The 20635-nt window shown below is 72.0% G+C and carries 17 protein-coding genes; 9 read left to right on the top strand and 8 right to left on the bottom strand.

Features of this window, described 5'->3' with window-relative positions; translation table 11 throughout:
- Nucleotides 1-191: 191 nt before the first annotated feature.
- The 5 genes from ACQPXB_RS23200 to ACQPXB_RS23180 are packed head-to-tail and all read left to right on the top strand — an operon-like array spanning nucleotide 192 to nucleotide 5824.
- The gene (locus ACQPXB_RS23200; RefSeq protein ID WP_432855821.1) at nucleotides 192-1757 is read left to right on the top strand and encodes a hydantoinase/oxoprolinase N-terminal domain-containing protein; all 1566 of its coding nucleotides are present in this window, start codon (nucleotides 192-194) and stop codon (nucleotides 1755-1757) included.
- Nucleotides 1744-2826, top strand: a complete 1083-nt coding sequence (locus tag ACQPXB_RS23195; protein WP_432855818.1) for a DUF917 domain-containing protein — start codon at nucleotides 1744-1746, stop codon at nucleotides 2824-2826. The genes ACQPXB_RS23200 and ACQPXB_RS23195 overlap by 14 nt, the downstream gene beginning before the upstream one ends.
- The gene (locus tag ACQPXB_RS23190; RefSeq protein ID WP_432855815.1) at nucleotides 2823-4034 is read left to right on the top strand and encodes an amidohydrolase family protein; all 1212 of its coding nucleotides are present in this window, start codon (nucleotides 2823-2825) and stop codon (nucleotides 4032-4034) included. Before ACQPXB_RS23195 ends, ACQPXB_RS23190 begins: the two co-directional genes overlap by 4 nt.
- 22 nt (nucleotides 4035-4056) lie before the next feature.
- On the top strand, nucleotides 4057-4440 hold the full coding sequence (locus tag ACQPXB_RS23185) for a nuclear transport factor 2 family protein (protein ID WP_432855812.1): 384 nt from the start codon (nucleotides 4057-4059) through the stop codon (nucleotides 4438-4440).
- A 55-nt stretch (nucleotides 4441-4495) separates the two neighbouring features.
- Complete coding sequence (locus tag ACQPXB_RS23180) at nucleotides 4496-5824, top strand: purine-cytosine permease family protein (RefSeq protein ID WP_366589096.1); 1329 nt, start codon at nucleotides 4496-4498, stop codon at nucleotides 5822-5824.
- Between the two features lie 20 nt (nucleotides 5825-5844).
- On the opposite strand, the gene ACQPXB_RS23175 is transcribed toward ACQPXB_RS23180, so the two are convergent.
- Both ACQPXB_RS23175 and ACQPXB_RS23170 read right to left on the bottom strand, forming a co-directional pair.
- A complete protein-coding gene (locus tag ACQPXB_RS23175; protein WP_432855809.1) occupies nucleotides 5845-6882 on the bottom strand; it encodes a hypothetical protein in 1038 nt (345 codons plus the stop codon).
- Nucleotides 6883-6940: 58 nt separating this feature from the next.
- A complete protein-coding gene (locus tag ACQPXB_RS23170; RefSeq protein ID WP_366589090.1) occupies nucleotides 6941-7387 on the bottom strand; it encodes a winged helix-turn-helix transcriptional regulator in 447 nt (148 codons plus the stop codon).
- 119 nt (nucleotides 7388-7506) lie between these two features.
- On the opposite strand from ACQPXB_RS23170, the gene ACQPXB_RS23165 reads away from it, so the two are divergent.
- Nucleotides 7507-7872, top strand: coding sequence for a tautomerase family protein (locus ACQPXB_RS23165; RefSeq protein ID WP_432855806.1), 366 nt, complete (start codon nucleotides 7507-7509; stop codon nucleotides 7870-7872).
- Between the two features lie 3 nt (nucleotides 7873-7875).
- Here ACQPXB_RS23165 and ACQPXB_RS23160 read toward each other — a convergent pair whose 3' ends face one another.
- Together ACQPXB_RS23160 and ACQPXB_RS23155 are read right to left on the bottom strand one after the other, a co-directional pair.
- Nucleotides 7876-11370, bottom strand: coding sequence for a multifunctional oxoglutarate decarboxylase/oxoglutarate dehydrogenase thiamine pyrophosphate-binding subunit/dihydrolipoyllysine-residue succinyltransferase subunit (locus ACQPXB_RS23160; RefSeq protein WP_432855803.1), 3495 nt, complete (start codon nucleotides 11368-11370; stop codon nucleotides 7876-7878).
- 102 nt (nucleotides 11371-11472) lie between these two features.
- The gene (locus ACQPXB_RS23155) at nucleotides 11473-12939 is read right to left on the bottom strand and encodes a class I adenylate-forming enzyme family protein (protein ID WP_432855800.1); all 1467 of its coding nucleotides are present in this window, start codon (nucleotides 12937-12939) and stop codon (nucleotides 11473-11475) included.
- A gap of 65 nt (nucleotides 12940-13004) precedes the next feature.
- On the opposite strand from ACQPXB_RS23155, the gene ACQPXB_RS23150 reads away from it, so the two are divergent.
- On the top strand, nucleotides 13005-13613 hold the full coding sequence (locus ACQPXB_RS23150; RefSeq protein ID WP_366589082.1) for a TetR/AcrR family transcriptional regulator: 609 nt from the start codon (nucleotides 13005-13007) through the stop codon (nucleotides 13611-13613).
- Between the two features lie 19 nt (nucleotides 13614-13632).
- Here the strand turns inward: ACQPXB_RS23150 and dxs are convergent, their stop codons facing one another.
- Entirely contained in the window at nucleotides 13633-15531 is a 1899-nt protein-coding gene (dxs, locus tag ACQPXB_RS23145) for a 1-deoxy-D-xylulose-5-phosphate synthase (RefSeq protein ID WP_432855797.1), read from the bottom strand.
- A gap of 134 nt (nucleotides 15532-15665) precedes the next feature.
- On the opposite strand from dxs, the gene ACQPXB_RS23140 reads away from it, so the two are divergent.
- A complete protein-coding gene (locus ACQPXB_RS23140) occupies nucleotides 15666-16931 on the top strand; it encodes a hypothetical protein (RefSeq protein ID WP_432855794.1) in 1266 nt (421 codons plus the stop codon).
- Nucleotides 16932-17207: 276 nt separating this feature from the next.
- Here ACQPXB_RS23140 and ACQPXB_RS23135 read toward each other — a convergent pair whose 3' ends face one another.
- Complete coding sequence (locus ACQPXB_RS23135; RefSeq protein WP_366589075.1) at nucleotides 17208-17777, bottom strand: TetR/AcrR family transcriptional regulator; 570 nt, start codon at nucleotides 17775-17777, stop codon at nucleotides 17208-17210.
- A 108-nt stretch (nucleotides 17778-17885) separates the two neighbouring features.
- Between ACQPXB_RS23135 and ACQPXB_RS23130 the strand changes: the two genes are divergently transcribed.
- Nucleotides 17886-18764: an alcohol dehydrogenase catalytic domain-containing protein gene (locus ACQPXB_RS23130; RefSeq protein ID WP_432855790.1), complete on the top strand. Its 879-nt coding sequence runs from the start codon at nucleotides 17886-17888 to the stop codon at nucleotides 18762-18764.
- Here the strand turns inward: ACQPXB_RS23130 and ACQPXB_RS23125 are convergent.
- Entirely contained in the window at nucleotides 18754-19074 is a 321-nt protein-coding gene (locus ACQPXB_RS23125) for a hypothetical protein (protein WP_366589071.1), read from the bottom strand. The two genes, ACQPXB_RS23130 and ACQPXB_RS23125, sit on opposite strands and share 11 nt — an antisense overlap.
- Nucleotides 19075-19121: 47 nt before the next feature.
- The gene (locus ACQPXB_RS23120) at nucleotides 19122-20585 is read right to left on the bottom strand and encodes an amidase (protein WP_432855787.1); all 1464 of its coding nucleotides are present in this window, start codon (nucleotides 20583-20585) and stop codon (nucleotides 19122-19124) included.
- Between the last annotated feature and the right edge of the window lie 50 nt (nucleotides 20586-20635).

Genomic DNA, 20635 nt, shown 5'->3' with positions numbered 1-20635 from the left:
TGGAAGTCGTGTCCGGTGTTGTGAACTTTCCCCGCCGCCGCGGTGACGCATCCGTTATCCGGCAAGCGGTTGACCCGCGCGAACTCGGCTCGTACTGTACGCCGCAAGTTCAGTGTTCAGTTTACTGGATTCACGTTCTGTTTACTGGATAGCGGCGGCGGGCCCTGCCCCGTGGTCCGGGAAGGGCAACGATGCGCATCGGAATCGACGTCGGCGGCACCAACACCGACGCAGTCGCGCTCGACGGCGAGCGGGTCGTGGCGTGGACGAAAACCACCACGACGGCCGACGTGCTCACCGGCGTGGCCACGGCACTCGCCGCGGTGGTCGCGCAGGTCGGCACCGCCGCGGTCGAGGCCGTGGTGATCGGCACGACGCAGTTCGTCAACGCCGTGGTGGAGGCGCGCCGCCTCGCGCCGGTGGTCGTCATCCGGCTGGCCACGCCGCCCCAGACGCTCGAACCGTTCACCGACTGGCCGCCGCCCCTGGCCGCCGCGGTACGGGCGCGGGCTCACGTGGTCGGCGGCGGGCACCAGTTCACCGGTGAACCGCTGCAGGCGCTCGACGCGGACGCCGTCCGGGAGATCGTCCGGACGGCCCCCGAGGGCTGCGAGTTCGTGGTCAGCGGCACGTTCTCCCCGGTCAACCCGGACGCCGAGTGCGAGGCCCGCGACCTCATCGACCGGGTGCGGCCCGGAGCGTCGGTCACGCTGTCGCACCAGATCGGCCGCCTCGGCATGCTGGAGCGGGAGAACGCCGCGATCCTCAACGCGGCGCTGCGGCCACTGGCCGTCCGCGTGATCACCGGCTTCGCCGACGCCCTGGCCGACGTCGGCCTCGACGTCCCGCTGTTCCTCTCCCAGAACGACGGCACCGTGATGAACCTGGCCCTGGCGCGGGCGTTCCCCATCCTCACCATCGCCTCCGGGCCGACGAACTCCCTGCGCGGAGCGGCTTTCGAGTCGGCCGAGACGGACTGCATCGTCGCCGACGTCGGCGGCACCACCACCGACATCGGCCTCGTGCAGGGCGGGTTCCCGCGCGAGTCGGCCATCGCGATCGACCTCGCGGGGGTGCGCACCAACTTCCGGATCCCCGACGTCGTCTCGCTCGGCATCGGCGGTGGCAGCCTGGTCGCCCAGCACGACGGCGAGGTGAGCGTCGGGCCCGAGAGCGTCGGCCACCGGCTCACCGAACGCGCGCTCGTCTTCGGCGGCGACACACTCACCCTCACCGACGTCGCGGTGGCGGCCGGCCTCGCCGACGTCGGCGACCCGGCCCTCGTCGCCCACCTGGAAGCCGAGTTCACCGGCCGGGTGCTGGTGCACGTGCACGAGCGGATCGCCGAAGCCGTGGAACGCGCGAAACTCAGCGCCGCGGCCATCCCGGTGATCGCCGTCGGCGGCGGGGCCTTCGTGGTCGGCGACGAGATGCCCGGCGTGTCGGCAGTGCTGCGACCTGGCCACGCGCCCGTGGCGAACGCCGTCGGCGCGGCGACCGCGAACGTCGGCGCGGAGGTCGACCGGATCTACTCCCTCGCCGAGCGCTCCCGCGACGACGTGCTCGCCGAGGCCCGCCTGAGGGCGCACGAACGCGCGGTCGAGGCCGGCGCCGTCGCCGGGACGGTGCGGATCGTCGACGAGGAAGACCTCCCGCTCGCCTACCTGCAGCACACCACGAGGGTCCGCGTCCGGGCCGTCGGCGACCTCGGCACCTTCGTGCCCCCACGTGAGGAGCAGCTCCATGCAGCTCGATGAACCCGTGCTCGACGACCTGGTCACCGGCGCCACCATCCTCGCCGCCGGTGGCGGCGGCGATCCCTACCTGGGCAAGCTGATGGCACGGCTGTCGATCCGCGAGCACGGCCCGGTGCCGCTGCTCGACGTGGCCGGGATTCCCGACGACGCGCGGGTCGTGTTCGTCGCCGGCATGGGCGCGCCGAGCGTCGTGGTGGAGAAGCTGCCGCGGGCGAGCGAAATCGTGGCCGCGCTGGAAACCCTGGAACAGCACCTGGGCTACCGCTTCACCCACGTCGCTCCCGCCGAAGCGGGCGGGCTCAACGCGGTGATCCCCGTGACCGCGGCCGCGTTGCGCGGCATCCCGATGCTCGACGCCGACGGGATGGGCCGCGCCTTCCCGACGCTCGACCTCGTCACCCCCGCCCTCTACGGCGCGTCCACCACGCCCATGTCCCTCGTGGACGAACACGGCAACCGGCTGGTCATCACCGCGGAGTCCAACGACTGGGCCGACCGCATCGCCCGGTCCGCGATGATCACCTCCGGCTGCGTGATGATGTCGGCGCTGTACCCGATGACCGGCGCGCAGGCCAAGCAGTGGCTGGTGCGCGGTGCGCTCAGCCTGGCCACGAGGCTCGGCAGAGTCGTGCGGACTGCGAGGGCCGGGCACACCTCACCGGTGGACGCCGTCGTCGCCGAACGCGGCGGGGCGCGGCTGTTCGACGGGAAAGTCGTCGGCGTCGAGCGTGCCACCGAGGGCGGCTGGACGGTCGGCGAGGCCGTGCTGCAGGGCCTCGACGCGTTCGCCGGGCAGGAGTTCCGGCTCGGGTTCCGCAACGAGTACCTGGTGGGCCGGCGCGACGGGCGGATCGTCGCGACCACGCCCGACCTGTTGATGGCGCTGGAACGCGAGACCGGCGCACCGATTCCCGCGGAGGAGCTGCGGTACGGCTACCGCGTGGCCGTGATCGGGCTGCCGTGCGACGAGCGGTGGCGCACCGAGGCGGGCCTGCGCGCTTCCGGCCCGCGGCGATTCGGGTACGACGTGGACTTCACGCCGGTCGAGACCGGTGCGGTGGCCCGATGAGCCGCACGGTCCTGCGCGGCGGCCGGGTGCTCGACGGCACCGGCGCCGCGACCGCCGACGGCGACGTGGTGATCGAGGACGGCCGCATCGTCGAAGTCGGGCTCGGCCTCGACGGCGACGAGGAAGTCGACGTCACCGGCCGCACGATCCTGCCCGGCTTCATCGACTGCCACGTGCACGTGGTGTTCTCCGGCGTCGACCCGTTCCGGATGCAGCACGAGCCGTTCTCCTACCAGTTCTACGCCGCCGCGCGGAACCTCGCGGCCACTGTGGACACCGGCGTCACCACCGTCCGCGACGCGGGCGGGGCCGACGCCGGGATCAAGAAAGCGCTCTCCGACGGCCTGATCGAGGGGCCACGGCTGCGCACGGCCGTCACTGTGCTCGGCCAGACCGGGGGCCACACCGACGGCTGGAGCGCGAGCGGCGAGACCGTGCGCCTGCTCGTGCCGCACCCCGGCCGGCCGGACATGATCGTGGACGGCCCCGACGAGATGCGTCGCCGCGTCCGGGAACTCGTGCGCGCCGGCGCCGACGTGATCAAGATCTGCACCTCCGGCGGAGTCCTCTCCCCCAGCGACGACCCGCGCCACGGCCACTTCTCCCCCGAGGAGATCGACGTCTGCGTCGCCGAGGCGGCCGCCGCCGGGCTCGGCGTGATGGCCCACGCCCAGGGCACGGCCGGGATCAAGAACGCCGTGCGTGCCGGGGTCGTCTCGATCGAGCACGGCGTCCACCTCGACGACGAGGCGATCTCCCTGATGCTCGAACGAGGGACCTGGCTCGTGCCGACGCTGATCGCCGGGCGGGCCCTGCTGCGGGACGTCGACGCGGGCACCACGCGGTTGCCGGCGGCCGTTCTCGACAAGGCCCGCGCCGTGACGGCCGAGCACCTGGAGTCGATCCGCCGCGCGGTCGACGCCGGCGTGCCGATCGCGCTGGGCACCGACAGCGGTGTGTTCCCGCACGGCTCGAACCTCGACGAACTGGAGCTGCTCGGCGAGGCCGGACTGTCCCCTGTGGACGCTCTGCGCGCCGGAACCTCCTCCGCCGCACGGCTGCTCGGCCTCGGCGACGAGCTCGGCAGCGTCGAACCCGGCAAGGTCGCCGACCTCGTGGTCCTCGACGGCGACCCGCTCGACCTCACCGGTTACGGCAAGCGCGTCGCGCAAGTCTGGCAACGCGGGCACCTCGTCCGCACCCGTTGATCCCCTCCCCGAGGAGTCCCCCATGGCAAAGGCGCCTGACGAAGTCGTGAACCTGGTCAAGGACTGGCTGGCCGCGGGCCACCGGCGTGACGTCGAGTTCATCACGAAGCACTCCCACACCGAGGACGAGAACTTCGTCCACACCGTCGCCTCCGGTCCCGACGGCGCGCTCACCCTCGCGCAGTTCCTGGACCACCTGCGCCAGTACCGGCCGCGTGAGGTGCTGATCTCGGACCCGCAGGGGTTCGTGCACGGTGACGTCGCGTGGATCTTCGACTCGCCGCGGGTCGACCTGCTCGACGAGGGCGTGGTCGACGCCCGCTTCACCGCGGTGCTGCGCCGCGTCGACGGCGATTGGAAGGTCGTGCACGCGCACCTGTCCGAAGGCGTCCCGCACCAGCCCTGACCACCCATCGTTGCAAGGGGGGATCCACCACATCGAGCCGGCCTTGGAGGCTGTCATGAGTTCGGCGGGTTCTGACGACTACTCCCTCGCGCGCGTGCCGCTCACCGCGCGCCGTTCCTGGTTCGGGATCGCGGTCCAGCGGTTCGGCCAGCTCTCGGCCCTGATCCAGTTCCTCATCGGGGCCACTCTCGGCTACAGCATGCACTTCTGGACCGCGTTCTGGGCGCTCACGCTGGGCGCGCTGGTGATCGAGCTCGTGTCCGTCCTGGTCGGCGTGATCGCCGTGCGGGAAGGACTGCCGACCGCGTTGCTGGCGCGGTGGACGGGCTTCGGCACCGGCGGCTCGGCGCTGCTGTCGCTCGTGCTGGGGCTGTCCATCACCATCGGGTTCGGCGTGCAGTCGGGCGTTTCGGCGCAGGGCCTGCTGTCGCTGCTCGGCGGGCTGCCGCTGTGGGCGTGGGCGATCGTGTTCGGGCTCGTGGTCACGGGCATCGTGGTCTACGGCATGACGTCGATGGCGTGGACGGCCTATCTGGCCGTGCCGGTGTTCCTCGCCCTCGTGGCGTGGTCGGTCGGCACCGAGCTGTCGCGGCACTCGCTGTCGGACCTGGTCGCCTCTCCCCCACCGGGCCCGGCCATGACGCTCGCGCAGGGCGCCGCGCTGGTCGCCGGCTCGTTCATCACCGGCGCTGTGATCACGCCCGACATGGCGCGCTTCAACCGATCCGTCGGCGACGTCGTGAAGCAGACCGTCGTGGGCATCACCCTCGGCGAGTACGTGATCGGGCTGGCCGGCGTGCTGCTCGCCCACGCGGCGGGTTCCAGCGACGTCATCGCGATCATCGTCTCGTCCGTCGGCTGGGTCGGGGTGCTGGTGATCCTGCTGGGCACCGTGAAGATCAACGACTGGAACCTCTACAGCGCGAGCCTCGCCCTGGTGTCGTTCGTCGAGATCATCTTCCGCCGCAAGGTCCACCGCGCGGCGGTGACGATCGCCGTCGGCGTGGTCGGCAGCGTCACCGCGGCGTTCGGCGCGCTGGACTGGTTCACCTCGTACGCGGCGGCGCTGGGGTACATCTTCCCGCCGGTGGCCGGGATCATGCTGGCGGAGTACTTCGTGGTCCGCTCGTGCCGTCCGTTGCTCGACCGGGGCCGCGCCACGGACGAGCTTCCGCCCGAGGCGCCCCGCTGGGTCCCGGCCGCGCTGGTGGTGTGGGTACTGGCTTCGCTCGCGGGCGCGTTGGCGGGCTTCGGAAGCCCGGCGATCACGTCACTGGTGGCGGGGTTCGTCCTCTACGCGGCGGCCGGGAAACTCGGCCTGGTGCGGCGTCCGGTCGTGCCCGCGGCCGAACCCGCTCCGGCCCCCGCGGCGGAAGCGTCGTGACGTCTTCGCCGGACGGCCGGCTACCGCGGCTCTTCGTCGGGGAGGTCCTCGACGGACAGCCGCAGCCAGTCGTGCTCGAGGAGAACGTGCAGGTCCGGCCCACGGCCGATGGCGCGGACGGCGGGCAGTTCCCGGCCGTCCGGCCGGACCAGGCGGTACTCGCCGGTCACGTGCACGCGGTCGTCGCCGAGGACACCCACGACGAGCCGGTCGCGCTCGGCGCCGTAGCCCCCGTAGAACACGACCCGGGAACCGCCGACGGCCAGGGCCCTGGCGCCGTGGACGTCGTTGTGCCAACCGGTCACCTCACCGTCTCGGATGCGCACGACGGGGAAGTCGGTGTAGTGGCAGGTCCACGCCGTGTCGCCGTCGACGTTGAGGGCGTAGCAGTCGCTGATCCCCCAAGACCCGTGCTCGTCGGGCGGGCGGAAGCGCCAGGTCAGGGTCAAATCGGCGGAGAAGCGGTTCAGCCCGTGATCGCCGAGGGGTTCGTCGGCGTTTTCGCCACCCCAGCCGTAGTTTCCGAAGACGCCCTCGTCGAAGTAGCCCGCCCAGATCTCGCCCCGGCGCGTCGCGCCCACGTGTTCGATGCCGTCGCCCAGGGTCTGTTCGATCACCGGCGTTCCGTCGGCGTCGAAGACGATCGCGTTGCGGTCCGGGCCGCCCTCGCGCCACCGGCACCGGGCGCCGACGATCAGCGTCCGGCCATCGGGCAACGGCTGCACGTGGGGGTGCGCCACCGGAAGCCGTGCGATCCGCGTGGTGCCGATCGGTTCCGGTGCGTGCACGCTCACGCGGGCCGCGACCGCATGGGGCGCCACGGCATCGGGAAACGTGGCCCAGCCCGGCTGCGTGGTCGTGGACCGCAGCGCCGCGAGATCTTCGGGCGTCGACCAGAGGGCCACGGCCTCGCCGGAGGGGCCGATCGACGCGGTCACCCGCACGTCACCTTCTTGCGGGGCAAGGATCTTCGCGTGGTGCCGGAGCCGGACAGTGGGCAGGGTCAGCATCTCGGCGCGCCGTTCGAGGTCTCGTCGGCGGTAGTCAGCTTCAGTCATCGAGAGCATTCGAGCACGGGCAAGCGCCCGTGGCCCACCGAATTTCGCGAAGGCGCGCTCACCAGGCGCCCGGTTCGAACTCCGCGGTCAGGTCGCGCCAGCCCACCGGTTCGCCGCAGTGGGCGCACGTCGGGCGGGGGTCGGCGGGGTGGCCGCAGTCGCGGTGGTGGAGGCGGACCGGGGGGACCTCGTTCTGGTACTTGTCGCCCCAGGACATGACGGCGAGGAGGATCGGGTAGAGGTCCGCGCCCTTCTCGGTGAGACGGTATTCGTGCCGCGGCGGGGTGTCCTGGTACTGCACGCGGTCCAGGACACCCTCAGCGGTGAGCAGGCGCAGGCGGTCGTTGAGCACGTTGCTGCCGAGGCCCAGCTTGGTGCGGAAGTGGTCGTAGCGCCGCTCACCGCGGAAGCACTCACGCAGGATCATCATCGTCCAGCGCTCGCCGATGACCGACCACGTGCGGGCGACGGAGCAGTAGACGTCCTGGAGCTCGTCGTGCTTCATGGCAGCCATCGTAGGACAAGGCCGAGTAGGACAACTTTCGAGTCTTACCTGGTTGCGGGCATCGTGGCTGCCCCCTAGAGTCGGACTCAATTCGAGTCCCGGCGGCCGAGAGGACGACGATGCCCTTCTACCAGTTCACGGTCCCGAGCGGTGGCGCGACGCTGAAGCACCGGGCGGAAGTGGCGGCGGTGGTGACGAAAGTCCACGCCGAGGTCACCGGCGCGCCCGAGGTCTACGTGCACTGCTCGTTCACCGAGGTCGCGCCGGGCAGCATCTTCGTCGCCGGGGAGCCGGTGACGGGCCCGCGTCTGGTCGGCTTCATCCGCTCCGGCCGGCCGCCGGAGCTTCGGGCCCGGCTGCTGCACCGGCTGGCCGACGACTGGTGCGCGATCACCGGCGACGCCAAGGAAAGCGTCGCGATCTTCCTCACCGAGATCCCCGGCGCGAACGTCCTCGAAGACGGCCGGATCCTCCCTGAGGTCTGAGCCTCAGAGCACCCGCCGCACCAGCTCGGCCTGTTCCTTCTGGTGCCGGTGGTGCGAACCCGTCGCGGGTGACGCGGCCGCGGGCCGCGACACCACCGTCAGCCGCTTGCCGGCCGGCGGTTCGAACTCGCCGCGCAGGAACGACCACGCTCCCTGGTTCTTCGGTTCCTCCTGCGCCCACACGAGGTCCGCGTTCGGGTAACGGGACAGCACCCGCGTCAGCTCCGCCTGCGGCAACGGCGACAACTGCTCCAGCCGCACCAGCGCGACGTTCCCGCCCGCCCGCGCGAGCAGGTCGTAGTACAGCTTTCCGGACACCAGCACGACCTTCTCGACGGCGGCGGGATCGAGATCGCGGGGGTCGTCGAGCACCGGCGCGAAGGCACCTTCGGTGAAGTCCGCGACGGCACTCGTCGCGGCCCGCAGCCGCAGCATGCTCTTCGGCGTGAACACCACCAATGGCCTGCGCACCGGTGCGAAAGCCTGGCGCCGCAACAGGTGGAAGTAGGACGCCGGCGTCGACGGCTGCGCCACGATCAGGTTCTCCTCGGCACACAGCTGCAGGGACCGCTCGATCCGCGCCGACGAGTGGTCCGGCCCGCGGCCCTCGTACCCGTGCGGCAGCAGCATCACGACCGACGACGACTGGCCCCACTTCTGCTCCGCCGAGCTCACGAACTCGTCGACGATCACCTGCGCACCGTTCACGAAGTCGCCGAACTGCGCCTCCCACAGCACGAGCGCGTCCGGCCGCTCGACCGAGTAGCCGTATTCGAACCCGAGCGCCGCGTACTCGCTCAGCAGCGAGTCGTAGATCCGGAACGGCGCCTGCGTCTCGCCGAGGTGCGCCAGCGGCGTCCACTCCCGGCCGGTCTCGTGGTCGTGGAGCACGGCGTGGCGCTGCACGAACGTGCCGCGCCGGCTGTCCTGGCCCGCGAGCCGCACCGGCACGCCGTCGAGCACCAGCGAGCCGAACGCGAGCAGCTCCGCGAACGCCCAGTCGATGCCGCCCTTCTCCCCCATCTCCGCGCGCTTCGCCAGCAGGGGCGCGAGTTTCGGGTGCACGGTGAAACCCTCGGGCTGATCGGTGAACGCCGTCGCGATCTGTTTCACGGTCACGTCGGAGATCGCGGTCGGCCGCACCGGCGCGGCGCGCCGAGTCTCCGAAGAGGCGACACTGTCCACAGTGGTCTGTGCGAACGCCCGCTCCAGCCGGTCGCGGAAGTCCCGCTCGGCGGCCGCGAACTCGTCCGCGGTGAGGTCGCCGCGCCGCGTGAGGACGTCGGTGTAGAGCTTGCGCACCGAGGGCTTGGCCTCGATCACGGCGTACATCCGCGGCTGGGTCATCGACGGGTCGTCGGCCTCGTTGTGCCCGCGACGGCGGTAGCAGATCAGGTCGATCACCACGTCGCGCCCGAACTCCTGCCGGTAGGCGAACGCGAGCCGCCCGGCGCGCACGACGGCCTCGGGGTCGTCGCCGTTCACGTGCAGCACGGGCGCCTGGATCGTCTTGGCGACGTCGGTCGAATACACCGACGAACGCCCGTCCTGCGGCAGCGTCGTGAACCCGACCTGGTTGTTGATGTTGACGCGGATCGTGCCGCCGACGCGGTAGCCGCGCAGCTGCGACATCTGCAGCGTCTCGGCGACCACGCCTTCGCCGGCGAGCGCCGCGTCGCCGTGGACGATGATCGGCAGCGTCGAGAACCGCCCGTCGCCGCTGCGGTCCTGCCGCGCGCGGGCCACCCCGAGCAGCACGCCGTCCACCGCGTCGAGGTGCGACGGGTTGGCGGCCAGGTACACGGGCAGTTCGGCACCGTCCGCGGCGGTGAAGACGCCCTCGGTGCCCAGGTGGTACTTCACGTCGCCAGAACCGTCACCCGCCTCGGCGCTGTCCTCGAACTCGTCGAAGATCTGGCGGTGCGTCTTGCCGGCGATGGTGGCCAGCACGTTGAGCCGGCCGCGGTGCGCCATCGCGATGGTGGCGCCGGACAGGCCCTCGCCGGCCGCGCGGCCCAGGATCGCGTCGAGCAGCGCGATCGCCGACTCGCCGCCTTCGAGGCTGAAGCGCGTCTGGCCGACGTACTTGGTCTGCAGGAACGTCTCGAACGCCTCGGCTTCGGTGAGCTTGCCGAGCAGGTGCAGCTGCTCGCCTCGACCGGGCTTCACGAACGGCTGCTCGACGCGTTCACGCAGCCACCGGCGCTGCTCGAGATCCTGGATGTGGGTGTACTCGATGCTCAGCGTGCGGCAGTAGGCGTCCCGCAGCACAGCGAGGATGTCGCGCAGGGCCATCCGCTCGCGGCCGCCGAGGCCGCCGGTCGCGAACTCGCGGTCGAGGTCCCAGAGGGTGAGGCCGTGGGTGGCCGGGTCGAGGTCCGGGTGCGAGCGCTGCCGGTACTCCAGCGGGTCCGTGTCGGCGGCGAGGTGACCGTGGGCGCGGTAGGCGTCGATGAGCTCGTGGACCCGGGTCGTTTTGTCGACCGCTCCGGTGACCTCGGCGGCCCAGCGGAGCGGCTCGTACGGGATCCGGAGCGCGGCGAAGACGTCGTCGTAGAAGCCGTGCTCACCCAGCAGCAACTCCTCGACCAGGCGCAGGAACTCGCCACTGCCCGCACCCTGGATCACGCGGTGGTCGTAGGTGCTGGTGAGCGTGAGGGTCTTGCCGATGCCGTTGTCCGCGAGCCACTCGGCACTCGCGCCCTTGAACGCCGCCGGGTACTCCAGCGCGCCCGCGCCGATGATGGCGCCCTGGCCCTGGGTCAGGCGCGGCACGGAGTGCTCGGTGCCGATCCCGCCGGGGTTGGTCAGCGACAGCGTGAGGCCGGCGAAGTCGTCGACCTTCAGCGCGCCGCCGCGGGCGCGTTCGACGAGGTCTTCGTACGACGCCAGGAACTCGGCGAACGTCAGCGCCTCGGCGGCCTTGATCACCGGCACGACGAGCGTGCGGCGGCCGTCGGGGCGCGCCAGGTCGATGGCGACGCCGAGCCCCACGTGCTCGGGCGTGACGACGGCCGGCTTTCCGTCGACCACGGCGTAGTGGACGTTCTGGCCGGGGAACCGCTTCACGGCCTGCACCAGTGCCCAGCCGAGCAGGTGCGTGAAGCTGACCTTGCCGCCGCCGGTGCGGCGCAGGTGGTCGTTGACGACGATCCGGTTCTCGACCAGGAGCTTGGCCGGCACCGTGCGGACGCTCGTGGCGGTCGGCACGGAAAGGCTCGCGTCCATGGCCGACGCCAGGGTTTTCGCGGTGCCGCGCAGGACGGTGACGTCTCCGTCCGGCTGCTCACCGGGCGCCGGTGCGACGGGAGGCTGCGTGCTCGGGGTGTCCGGGGTGTCCGGGGTGTTCGCCTCGGGCCGGTAGTTCTCGAAGACCGGCCACCAGGACCGGTCCACCGAGGTCTTGTCCTGCCGATACCGGTCGTACAGCTCCTCCACCAGCCACTCGTTGACCCCGAACCCTGCCGGGGACCCCTCGTCGACGTCCGTGCCCGCCATTTCGATCCAGCTCCTGTTCCCTGAGAACGATCGTTCTCACCGCTCGGCATCAGTCTACGCCCCGGAAGAGGACCGTTCGCCCGGCCCCGGATCCGGGGGAAATCAGTGGTGTGGCAAGCGATCCACGACGTGCACCACCGTCGGGACCTTGTACGGCGCGAGGCGATCGCGCAGCCACTCGCGCAACGTCGTGCCGACCGTCGGATCGGTGGTGACGACGTACGCGGCGACCGTCTCGCCCCACCGCGGATCGGCGACCCCGGTCACCCGGACGGCGGTGACGGCCGGGTGCGTGAGAACGACCTCTTCCACCTCGTCCGGGTAGACGTGGAACGAGCCGGTGTTGATCATCCCGTCGAGCCGGCCGGTCAGCCGCAGGTAACCGGCGCCGGTGAGCTCGGCGGTGTCGCCGAGCCGGCACCAGCCGTCCACGTCCGCGAAGGCGGGCGAAACCATCGGGCTGCGGGTGCGGACTTCCCCGCCGACGATCCGCAGGTCGACGGCGGGGATCGGGCGGCCGCACGTCCCGGCCACCTGCTCGTCGCCCGCGAGCAGCCGCCCGTGGTCGTCGGGGCTGAGGACGGTGAGCGGCCAGCCGGCCTCGTAGCGGCCGTAGAGCTGGCAGAGGGTGCCGCCGAAGACGCGGTACAGACGGGCGAGCTCGGCCGTTTCCACCGGCGCGCCGCCGTAGAGGACGCGGCGCAGCGAAGCCAGGCGGCCGGGGTCGCCCACCGCGTCGGCGACGCGGCTCAGCATTCCGGGAACGGCGAACACCGTCGTGATCCGGTGCCGTTCGATCGCCTCGGCCATCGCGCCGGCGGAGAACCGCGGCAGCAGAACCTGGGGCAAACCCAGGTGCAGGAACGGAAAACTGCCGACCAGGCCGGTCGCGTGCATCAGCTGGACGACGGTCAGGTAGCGCTCGCCGGCGGCGAGCGGCGGGCCGTAGCCACCGGCGCGGTGGAGGTCCACGTTGATGTCGATGATGGCGCGCCAGTTGGCGTAGCTGGTGGGGATGCCGAAGAGCTCGCCGCCGCGGACCGCGCGCGGGTAGACGACCAGTGGCTGTTCCGCGCGGACGAAAACCCGGTCGAACCACTCGGGGCCCGGTGCCGGTGAAGCGTCGTGGTGCACCAGAGTCGCGGCACCGAGCGCCGTGCTCGTCCAGCCCGTCGGATCGTCGCGGACGTCGTCGTGGTGGCCGTCGGTCAGCACCGCCCGCGCGCCGCCGGCGTCGAAGATCGCCCGGGTTTCGGCTGTCGCCGCGGACGGTTCGACCGGCAGGCGCGTGGCCCCGGCCAGCTCCGTGGCGAGAAACGCCTCGAGCGCGGCCGCGCTGTTGCGGAACGACAGGCCGACCGTCGCGCCCGTCAGCCCGCGCTCGACCAGCCGGCCCGCCAGCGCCCGGGCCCGTCGCAGCAGGTCTTCGCCGGTGCGGGTCACGGTGCCGTCGGGGCTGGAGGTGAGCACGGTGTCGGCGGCTCGGGTCAGCGCTTCCCGGATCTCCCGGCCCGCTTCGACCCCGGAGGGACGGTCCATGGTGTCCTCGTCGTCGGTGAGAACGTTCATTCTCACGGTGGTGGTAGTCTAGGGTTCACTTTTCCGACCGTCAACGTCCGCTTACGTGAGGTGCCGTGACCAGCGCCGAGGAACTCCGAGACCCCGTCCGCGAGCAGCTGCTCGACGCCGCGGAGCAAGTGTTCTACTCGCGGGGCATCCAGGCCGTGGGCATGGACCGGCTGCGGACCGCGGCGAACCTGCCGCTGCGGCGGATCTACCAGCTCTACCCCAGCAAGGACGACCTCGTCGTCGCCTTCCTGCGCCGGCGCCACGAGCGCATGATGGGCAGCATCGCCGACTTCGTCGCCAAGGCCGACGAGCCGCACGCCCGCGTGGCCGCGATCTTCACCTGGCTGCACCGCTGGTTCTGCGAGGCCGACTTCCGCGGCTGCCCGTGGATGAACGCGTTCGGCGAGCTCGGGGCCACGACCCCGGCGGTCGCCGCCGAGGTGCACCACCACCAGCGCGAGTTCCGCAAGCTGCTGTCCGGCATCGTCACCGACGCCGGCTTCTCCCGCGAAGCCGGCAACGCCGTGTACTTGCTGGCGGAGGGCGCGGTCTCGGCGGCCGCCGTCCAGCGCACCGCCACCCCGGCCGCGGAAGCCCGCCGGACAGCCGAGATCATCATCGGCGCCGAAACGCCCGGCCCCCGTCGCCGCGGCGCCGCCCGCGCCCAGTCCTGAGCGCGGGCGGCCGCGGCCGTCAGGCCGACGGTGCGGTGGATTCCTCTGTGGACACCGCGAGAGCGGCGCCCCACTCGGTGATCCGGGTGCGGACGGCCTGCGCGGACAGGCCGACGCGGGCCCGCACGTCGTCGAGCTTGCCGTGCGCGAGGAACTCGTCCGGCACCCCGATTTCGCGGACCGGGGTGTCGACGCCGGCGGCGTGGAGCTGCTGACCGATCCGCGAGCCGACTCCTCCGGCGACCACACCGTCCTCCGCGGTGACCACCAATCCCGCACCGCGAGCAAGGGAGACGAGTGCGGCGGGCAGCGGCTTCACCCACCGCGGATCGACCACGCGGACCGTGAACCCGGCGTCGGCGATTCCCGGAGCCGCGGCGAGAACGTCCGTGGCCATGGTGCCGATGGCGACGACGAGCACATCGACGTCACCTTCGCCGGACTCCCACAGGACGTCGACGTCGCCCTCGCGGCGGATCGCCGGCACGCCGGCGACCAGCGGAGACTTGGGAAACCGCACGACGCTCGGCCCCTCGTCGTGGGCCACCGCCGCCCGTAGCGCAGCTCGCAGCGTCGGTTCGTCCCGCGGCGCCGCCTGCACGAGCCCCGGCACCATCCCCAGCAACGCGTAGTCCCACACCCCGTTGTGCGAAGGCCCGTCCGCGCCCGTCACGCCCGCGCGGTCGAGCACGAGCGTGACCGGCAGCCGGTGCAGCGCCACGTCGAAGAGGAGCTGGTCGAACGCGCGGTTGAGGAACGTCGAGTACAGCGCCACCACGGGGTGCGCGCCGGCGGAAGCGAGGCCGGCCGCGGAGGTCACGGCGTGCTGCTCGGCGATCCCGACGTCGTGGAAGCGCTCGGGGAACGCGCGCGCGAACTTGCCCAGGCCCGTCGGCTCGCGCATCGCGGCGGTGATGGCGACGAGGTCCTCGCGTTCGGCGCCCAGCGCGGTGATCTCGTCGGCGAAGACCGAGGTCCACGTGCGCTTTTTCGCGGCCAGCGGCCGTCCGGTGGTGATGTCGAAGGCTGCGGGAGCGTGCATCTGCTCGACGTCGTCGTCTTCGGCCGGCGCGTAGCCGTGACCTTTGCGCGTGACCGCGTGCACGACCACCGGCTCGCCGAAGTTCTTCGCCAGCGTGAACGCGCGTTCGAGGGCGGCGAGGTCGTGGCCGTCGACCGGGCCGACGTACTTGAGCCCGAGATCCTCGAACATCCCTTGCGGCGCCAGGAGATCCTTGACGCCGCGTTTCACGCCGTGCAGCACGTCGTACACCAGCGGCGCCTTCTCCAGCGCCCCCTTCACGGAGTCCAGCACGCGTTCGTAGCCCGGCTGCAGGCGCAGCTTGGCGAGCCGGTCGGCCAGCGCGCCGGCGGTGGGCGAGTACGAACGGCCGTTGTCGTTGACCACGATCACCACGGGCCGCCGGGCCGCGGCGATGTTGTTGAGCGCTTCCCAGGTCATCCCGCCGGTGAGCGCGCCGTCGCCGGTCACCGCGACCACGCACCGAGTCTCGCCGCGCAGTTCCAGGCCCTTCGCGAGGCCGTCGGCGTAGGACAGCGCCGTGGACGCGTGGGAGTTCTCGATCCAGTCGTGCGCGCTCTCCGCACGGGCGGCGTAGCCGGACAGCCCGCCGGTCTGGCGCAACCGCTCGAAGCCGGCCCGGCGCCCGGTCAGGACTTTGTGGACATACGTCTGGTGCCCCGTGTCGAACAGGATCGGCTCGGCCGGCGAGTCGAACACCACGTGCAGCGCCACAGTGAGCTCGACGACGCCCAGGTTGGGCCCGATGTGGCCCCCGGTCGCCGACACGGTCCGGATCAGGAACTCGCGAATCTCACCGCACAGCGCCACGCGGTCCTCGAAGCTCAGCCGCCGCACGTCTTCCGGGCTCGAAACGCCCGAGAGCAAGCCGGTCATGCCACTCCCCTCGCCCACCGGCCCACCTGGCCGGAGCCACCCGAACGTACAACACGGTGAGAATGGTCGTTCTCAGAGGGCGCGGTCCGGCGGGCAAACGGGTTCCTGACAATCTTCGGTTACCGTCCCCGCCCATGCGGCTGATCATGAAGACGACGGTGCTCGCCGTCGCGGCGATCGTGACGGGATCCGGCACGGCGGTGGCGACCGGGGACCCGGCGGCCACCCGCCGGGTCGAGACGGTGGCCTACGACCTGGGTGACCAGGCGTTCACGCCACCGGCGGACCTCGGCTACGAAGGCAAGAACGAGCTCGACGGCGTCGTCTACTACCCATCCGACTTAGCGCTCGGCACCCATCCGGTGATCATGATCGAACACGGCTCGTGGCAGACCTGCGCCGACCGTGCCGCGACCGACGCCAACGCCGCGGCCCAGGCCGCCCTGGCCGCGGCGCAAAAGGCCGGCGACGACGCGGAAGCGGCGCGGCAAAGCGCGATCGTCGAGCAGACGTCCGCGCGGATGTGGGCGTGGCCGTGCGCCCCCGGCGTCCCGCCGCTGCCCAGCGAGGCCGGCTACGACTACCTCGGGCGGCAGCTCGCGCGGCTCGGGTTCGTCGTCGTGTCCATCGGCACCAACGGGATCAACGCGACGGCGGGCGGCCAGGCCCCGACCGTCTACTACGCGCGGGCGGCGCTGCTCAACGCCCAGCTCGCCCTGTGGCAGCAGCTGGCGTCGACCGGGCAGGGACCGCTGCGCGGCCACTTCACCGACCCGGCCACCGGAAAGCCGCGTGCCGTGGGCTTCCAGGGCCACCTGAACCTGGACGACGTCGGCACCATCGGCCACTCGATGGGCGGCGGCGGGGTCATGCAGCAGGCCGCCGACCAGCGCCACGGCGACTGGCCCGCGGGGGTGACCGTGAAGGCGGTGTTCGCCCTCGCGCCCACCGACAACTGGAACGACGAGGCCGTGACGCAGGTGCCGTTCGCCCAGATGTGGGGCACGTGCGACCAGGTCAACACCGGCCGTTACTTCACGAGCAACTCCGGCCACAACCAGGTCCCGATCTACCGCTTCACCCTCACCGGCGGCAACCACGACAACTACAACACCCAGTGGTCCCCGAGCGGCCACCAGGTCGGCAGCTACGACGACGCCGTCCCCGGCACCCGCCCGGGCACCTGCCGGTCACAGTTCCCCGACGGCCCGCAGCAGGACCAGCCCCGGCTCACGGAGCCCCGGCAGCGCGCCATCACGTCGGCCTACGTCACGGCCTTCTTCCAGCGCTTCCTCAACGGCCGCACCGACTTCGACCCCGTCCTCACCGGCCAGCACCACCCGGCCGGTCTGCCGAACGCGATCGACGTCGGCTACACCCCGGCCGCCGGTTCGCGCTGACCCCGGCCAGGCGCCGCGGGACTTCGGCAGGTCCGCAACCGGCGGGAGCAGCCGCGGCGGCTTCCTGAGGTCGAGAGCGAGGGCGGCGCGCCAGCCCATCGCGGCGGCTTTCCCTTCTCCGGACAGCAGAACTTCCCGGCCCTCCGCGGAGGTCCGCCACCGCTGGACGACCTCGGCACAGGTCGGCCCACCCGGAGCGGCTCATCGAACGGGGCTCGTCTCCGGTCATAAGACTTGGCGGCGCGGCGCAGGTGGGCCGAGCCGGCCCGCCGCGGGTCAGCTCGACACGGCGAGGCCGTGCATGGCCGTGGAGAGCAGGCGTTCCATCAGGTCCGCGGGGCCGCCGGGTTGCTGGGCCGCCCAGGCGAGGCCGAGGGCCAGGGAGATGACCTCGTAGACGGTGACGTCGGCGCGGACGCGGCCGGAGTCCTGGGCGCGCGCGAGCAGCCGGCCGGCGGACGAGCGCATCGCGGCGCACGAGGCGTGCAGCGCGGACTCCTCGTCCGCCAGTGCCGCCATGATCGACTCCGGCAGGCCCAGGTAGGTGCGCGCGCCGGTCGCCAGTTCGCCGAGCCAGGTGAGCAACGCGTCGGGTGCCGCGAGGTCGGGAGTGTCCGCCAGTGCCTCCGCCCGCGTGCGCAACGCGGCGAAGTTGCTGTCCAAAAGGGACTCCAGCAGCGCCGCACGGGTCGGGAAGTGCCGGTAGAGCGTGCCGATGCCGACGCCGGCTCGGCGGGCGACGTCCCGCAGCGACGCATCGGTGCCCTGTTCCGCGAAGGCCTCGCGTGCGGCGGCCAGCAGGAGGTCGCGGTTGTGCGGCACCCCGGACGGCGTGGCTTCGGTCACGCGAGCTCTCCCGCCTTGACGTCGCGGAGCACTGCTCCGTAGCTTTGAAGTGCACCGGAGCGGTGCTCCGGCCGACGTCGAGTGTACGCCGCCAGAAAGGACCACGTCATGCGTGCGGTCATCCTCACCGGCCCGGGCGAGCCGGAGGTCGTGGACCTGCCCGACCCTCACCCGACGGACGGGCAGCTGCGGATCCGGATGGCCGGCGCGGCGGTGAACCCGGCCGACCTGCACGTGATCGACAGCGGCCACACGGGTGTCGGGCTCGGGCTCGACGTGGCGGGGGTCGTGGACGAAGTCGGCCCCGGAGTCACCTGGTTCGCCGTGGGCGACCGCGTCGCGGCCCTGCAGTTCCCGCACGCGCCCCACGCCGTCGCGGGTGCCGCCGCCGAGTACGTGCTCGTGCCGGCCCAGGACGCCGCGCGGGTGCCGGACGGTGTCGACCTCCTCGACGCCGCCACCGTGCCCTGCAACTCCCTGACCGCGGCACAGCTCCTCGCCCTCCTCGGCCCGGCGGCGGGACGGCGGCTGCTGGTCACCGGCGCCGCCGGTGCGGTCGGGGGCTACGCCGTGGCCCTCGCCGCACAGGACGGCTGGTCGGTCGTCGCCCTGGCTCGCGCGTCGGACGCCGGGTTCCTCACCCGCGCCGGAGCGCACGACATCATCACGGACCTGGCGCAGGCACCCGAGGTCGACGCGGTGTTCGACACCGCCCTCCTCAACGAGGCCGCATTGAAGCCGGTGCGCGCCAACGGTTCCTACGTCGGCATCTTCCCGGGTCGCGAACCCGCACCCGAACGCGGCATCGACGTCACCTCGGCGGTCGTCTTCCCCGACGCCGCCGCTCTGACGCGGATGCTCGCCCTCACCGAGCAGGGTGTGCTCGAAGCGCGCCGCGCCGGCACCGTCGCGCTGGCCGAGGCCCCGGCCGCCTACCCGCGGTTCCGGACCGGCGGCCTGCGCGGCCGCCTGGTCCTCACTCCGTGAGCGAGCCGCGCACGACGGGGCCGAAATCGTCGTACGCCGCCGCGACGTCCTCCAGGTCGAGCTCGCCCGGCAGGTCGTCCGCGTCCTGGCGCGCGAGCAGGTACGCCATGATCGCGCGCACCAGCCGCTCCTCCTCGATCCCGCCGAACTCCAGCTCGGACACCGTCGTGCTGTCCGACCTGAGCCGGATCAGGACCTCGTCCTCGCCGCTGGGGACGCTGACGAGGTAATCGTGTTCGGCGAGCCGCTCGACCCGGACCTGCTGCATCGTCACGCCCACCGGCTCCATTCCGAGAACGATCGTTCTCACCGGAACGAGTCTAGAAACCGCCGGCGACCGAAGTCAATCCGGGATGTTCAACCCCACGGTGGCGCGGTGAACCCGCCGAGCTCGCCTTCGAGCAGCCGCGCGAGGTGGATCGTGGTGTGGTCCTCGAACATCGGCCCCACCAGCTGGACACCGACGGGCAGCCCCTCGTCGGACAGCCCCACCGGCGCGACCGTGGCCGGCAGCCCGGGCATCGACGCGATCCCGGCCCACACGAGCTGGCCGGGGTACGGGTGCGCCACGCCGTCGACCGGAATCGTCCGGCCCCACTGGTCTTCGCTGTGGTCGTGCGGGAACGCCGGAGTCGGCATCGCCGGGCACAGCACGACGTCGAACTCCTCGAACAGCTCCCGCCACGCCTGGCGGTGCCGCTGGCGGACCGCGTCGGCGGCCAGCCAGTCGCGGTGGCTGATCACCGTGCCGCGCAGGTGCTCCGCCGCGAGACTGTGATCATCGGGCGCCACCGAAGTGGCCCGCTGCCGGAACTGCTCGTAGACCGGCGGCGGACAGCTCGCGCCGACGACGGAGTCGAACAGCAGCACGAACGTCCGCGCGGCCTCGACCGGATCGGGCAGCAGCGGACTGTCGTGCTCCACCCGCGCGCCGGCACGGGTCAGCACGTCGGCGACCCGCCGGATCCCGGCCCGCACACTCGCGGACGTCGGCATCAACGGGTGGTCCTCGACCACGAGCACGCGGTAATCCGCCAGCGCCGTGCGCCGCGAAGGCGGAAGTTTCCCCGACGCACCACGCGGCGTCGTGAGCGGATCCGGCTCGGCGAGCAGGTCGAGCAGCAGCGCGAGGTCGCTCGCGGTGCGCGCCATCGGCCCGATGACGGTGAGGTCCTTTTCGGACGGCAGCGGCGGGTTCGGCGGCGCGGTGTGCCCGCGTGAGGGCAGCACACCCTGCGACGCCTTGTGCGCGTACACCCCGGTGAAATGCGCCGGGGCCCGCAGTGAACCCGCGATGTCCGACCCGATCGACAGCGCGCCGAACCCGGCGGCGAGCGCGGCGGCCGAGCCCCCGGACGAACCACCCGGCGTCCGCGTGCGGTCCCACGGGTTGTTCGTGGTGCCGTAGATCGCGTTGTAGGTCTGCAGATCCCCGAGCCCCAAGGGGACGTTGGTCTTCCCGAGCACGACGGCGCCCGCCGCCTTCAGCCGCGCGACCGGCAGCGCGTCCTCAGTCGCGACGAAGTCCTTGAACGGCGGGATCCCCCACGTGGTCGGCAGGCCCGCGACGTTGAACGACTCCTTGACGGTCACGGGAATCCCCAGCAGCGGCCGGTCGTCCCCGCGCGCCAGCGCCGCGTCGGCTTCCCGCGCCGCCGCCCGTGCCCGGTCGAAGTCGCGCACGCACACCGCGTTGAGCTCCGGGTCGTACATCTCGATGCGCGCGATCGCCGCCTCCGTCAGCCCGGCCGCGCTCACCTTGCCCGCACGCAGGGCGGCGGACAGTTCGAGGGCCGTCGCGTAAGTCCAGTCCGCCTGCATCGAGGTCCCCCACTCTGGGTTCGGATTGTCGAAGTCAGACTCTACGCAGC

The sequence above is a fragment of the Amycolatopsis sp. CA-161197 genome (genome assembly GCF_050942255.1).
GTDB lineage: Bacteria > Actinomycetota > Actinomycetes > Mycobacteriales > Pseudonocardiaceae > Amycolatopsis.
The sequence above is the reverse complement of the archived record's forward strand: the minus strand, read 5'-3'. Positions and strand labels throughout refer to the sequence as shown.

Excerpts from the sequence above, each read along its gene's own strand:
- ACQPXB_RS23165 (WP_432855806.1), top strand. The coding sequence starts at position 7,507 with ATGCCCTTCTACCAGTTCACGGTCCCGAGCGGTGGCGCGACGCTGAAG.
- ACQPXB_RS23180 (WP_366589096.1), top strand. The coding sequence starts at position 4,496 with ATGAGTTCGGCGGGTTCTGACGACTACTCCCTCGCGCGCGTGCCGCTC.
- ACQPXB_RS23155 (WP_432855800.1), bottom strand. The coding sequence starts at position 12,939 with ATGAACGTTCTCACCGACGACGAGGACACCATGGACCGTCCCTCCGGG.
- ACQPXB_RS23190 (WP_432855815.1), top strand. The coding sequence starts at position 2,823 with ATGAGCCGCACGGTCCTGCGCGGCGGCCGGGTGCTCGACGGCACCGGC.
- ACQPXB_RS23175 (WP_432855809.1), bottom strand. The coding sequence starts at position 6,882 with ATGACTGAAGCTGACTACCGCCGACGAGACCTCGAACGGCGCGCCGAG.
- ACQPXB_RS23160 (WP_432855803.1), bottom strand. The coding sequence starts at position 11,370 with ATGGCGGGCACGGACGTCGACGAGGGGTCCCCGGCAGGGTTCGGGGTC.
- ACQPXB_RS23185 (WP_432855812.1), top strand. The coding sequence starts at position 4,057 with ATGGCAAAGGCGCCTGACGAAGTCGTGAACCTGGTCAAGGACTGGCTG.
- ACQPXB_RS23200 (WP_432855821.1), top strand. The coding sequence starts at position 192 with ATGCGCATCGGAATCGACGTCGGCGGCACCAACACCGACGCAGTCGCG.
- ACQPXB_RS23120 (WP_432855787.1), bottom strand. The coding sequence starts at position 20,585 with ATGCAGGCGGACTGGACTTACGCGACGGCCCTCGAACTGTCCGCCGCC.
- dxs (WP_432855797.1), bottom strand. The coding sequence starts at position 15,531 with ATGACCGGCTTGCTCTCGGGCGTTTCGAGCCCGGAAGACGTGCGGCGG.
- ACQPXB_RS23170 (WP_366589090.1), bottom strand. The coding sequence starts at position 7,387 with ATGAAGCACGACGAGCTCCAGGACGTCTACTGCTCCGTCGCCCGCACG.
- ACQPXB_RS23130 (WP_432855790.1), top strand. The coding sequence starts at position 17,886 with ATGCGTGCGGTCATCCTCACCGGCCCGGGCGAGCCGGAGGTCGTGGAC.
- ACQPXB_RS23195 (WP_432855818.1), top strand. The coding sequence starts at position 1,744 with ATGCAGCTCGATGAACCCGTGCTCGACGACCTGGTCACCGGCGCCACC.
- ACQPXB_RS23140 (WP_432855794.1), top strand. The coding sequence starts at position 15,666 with ATGCGGCTGATCATGAAGACGACGGTGCTCGCCGTCGCGGCGATCGTG.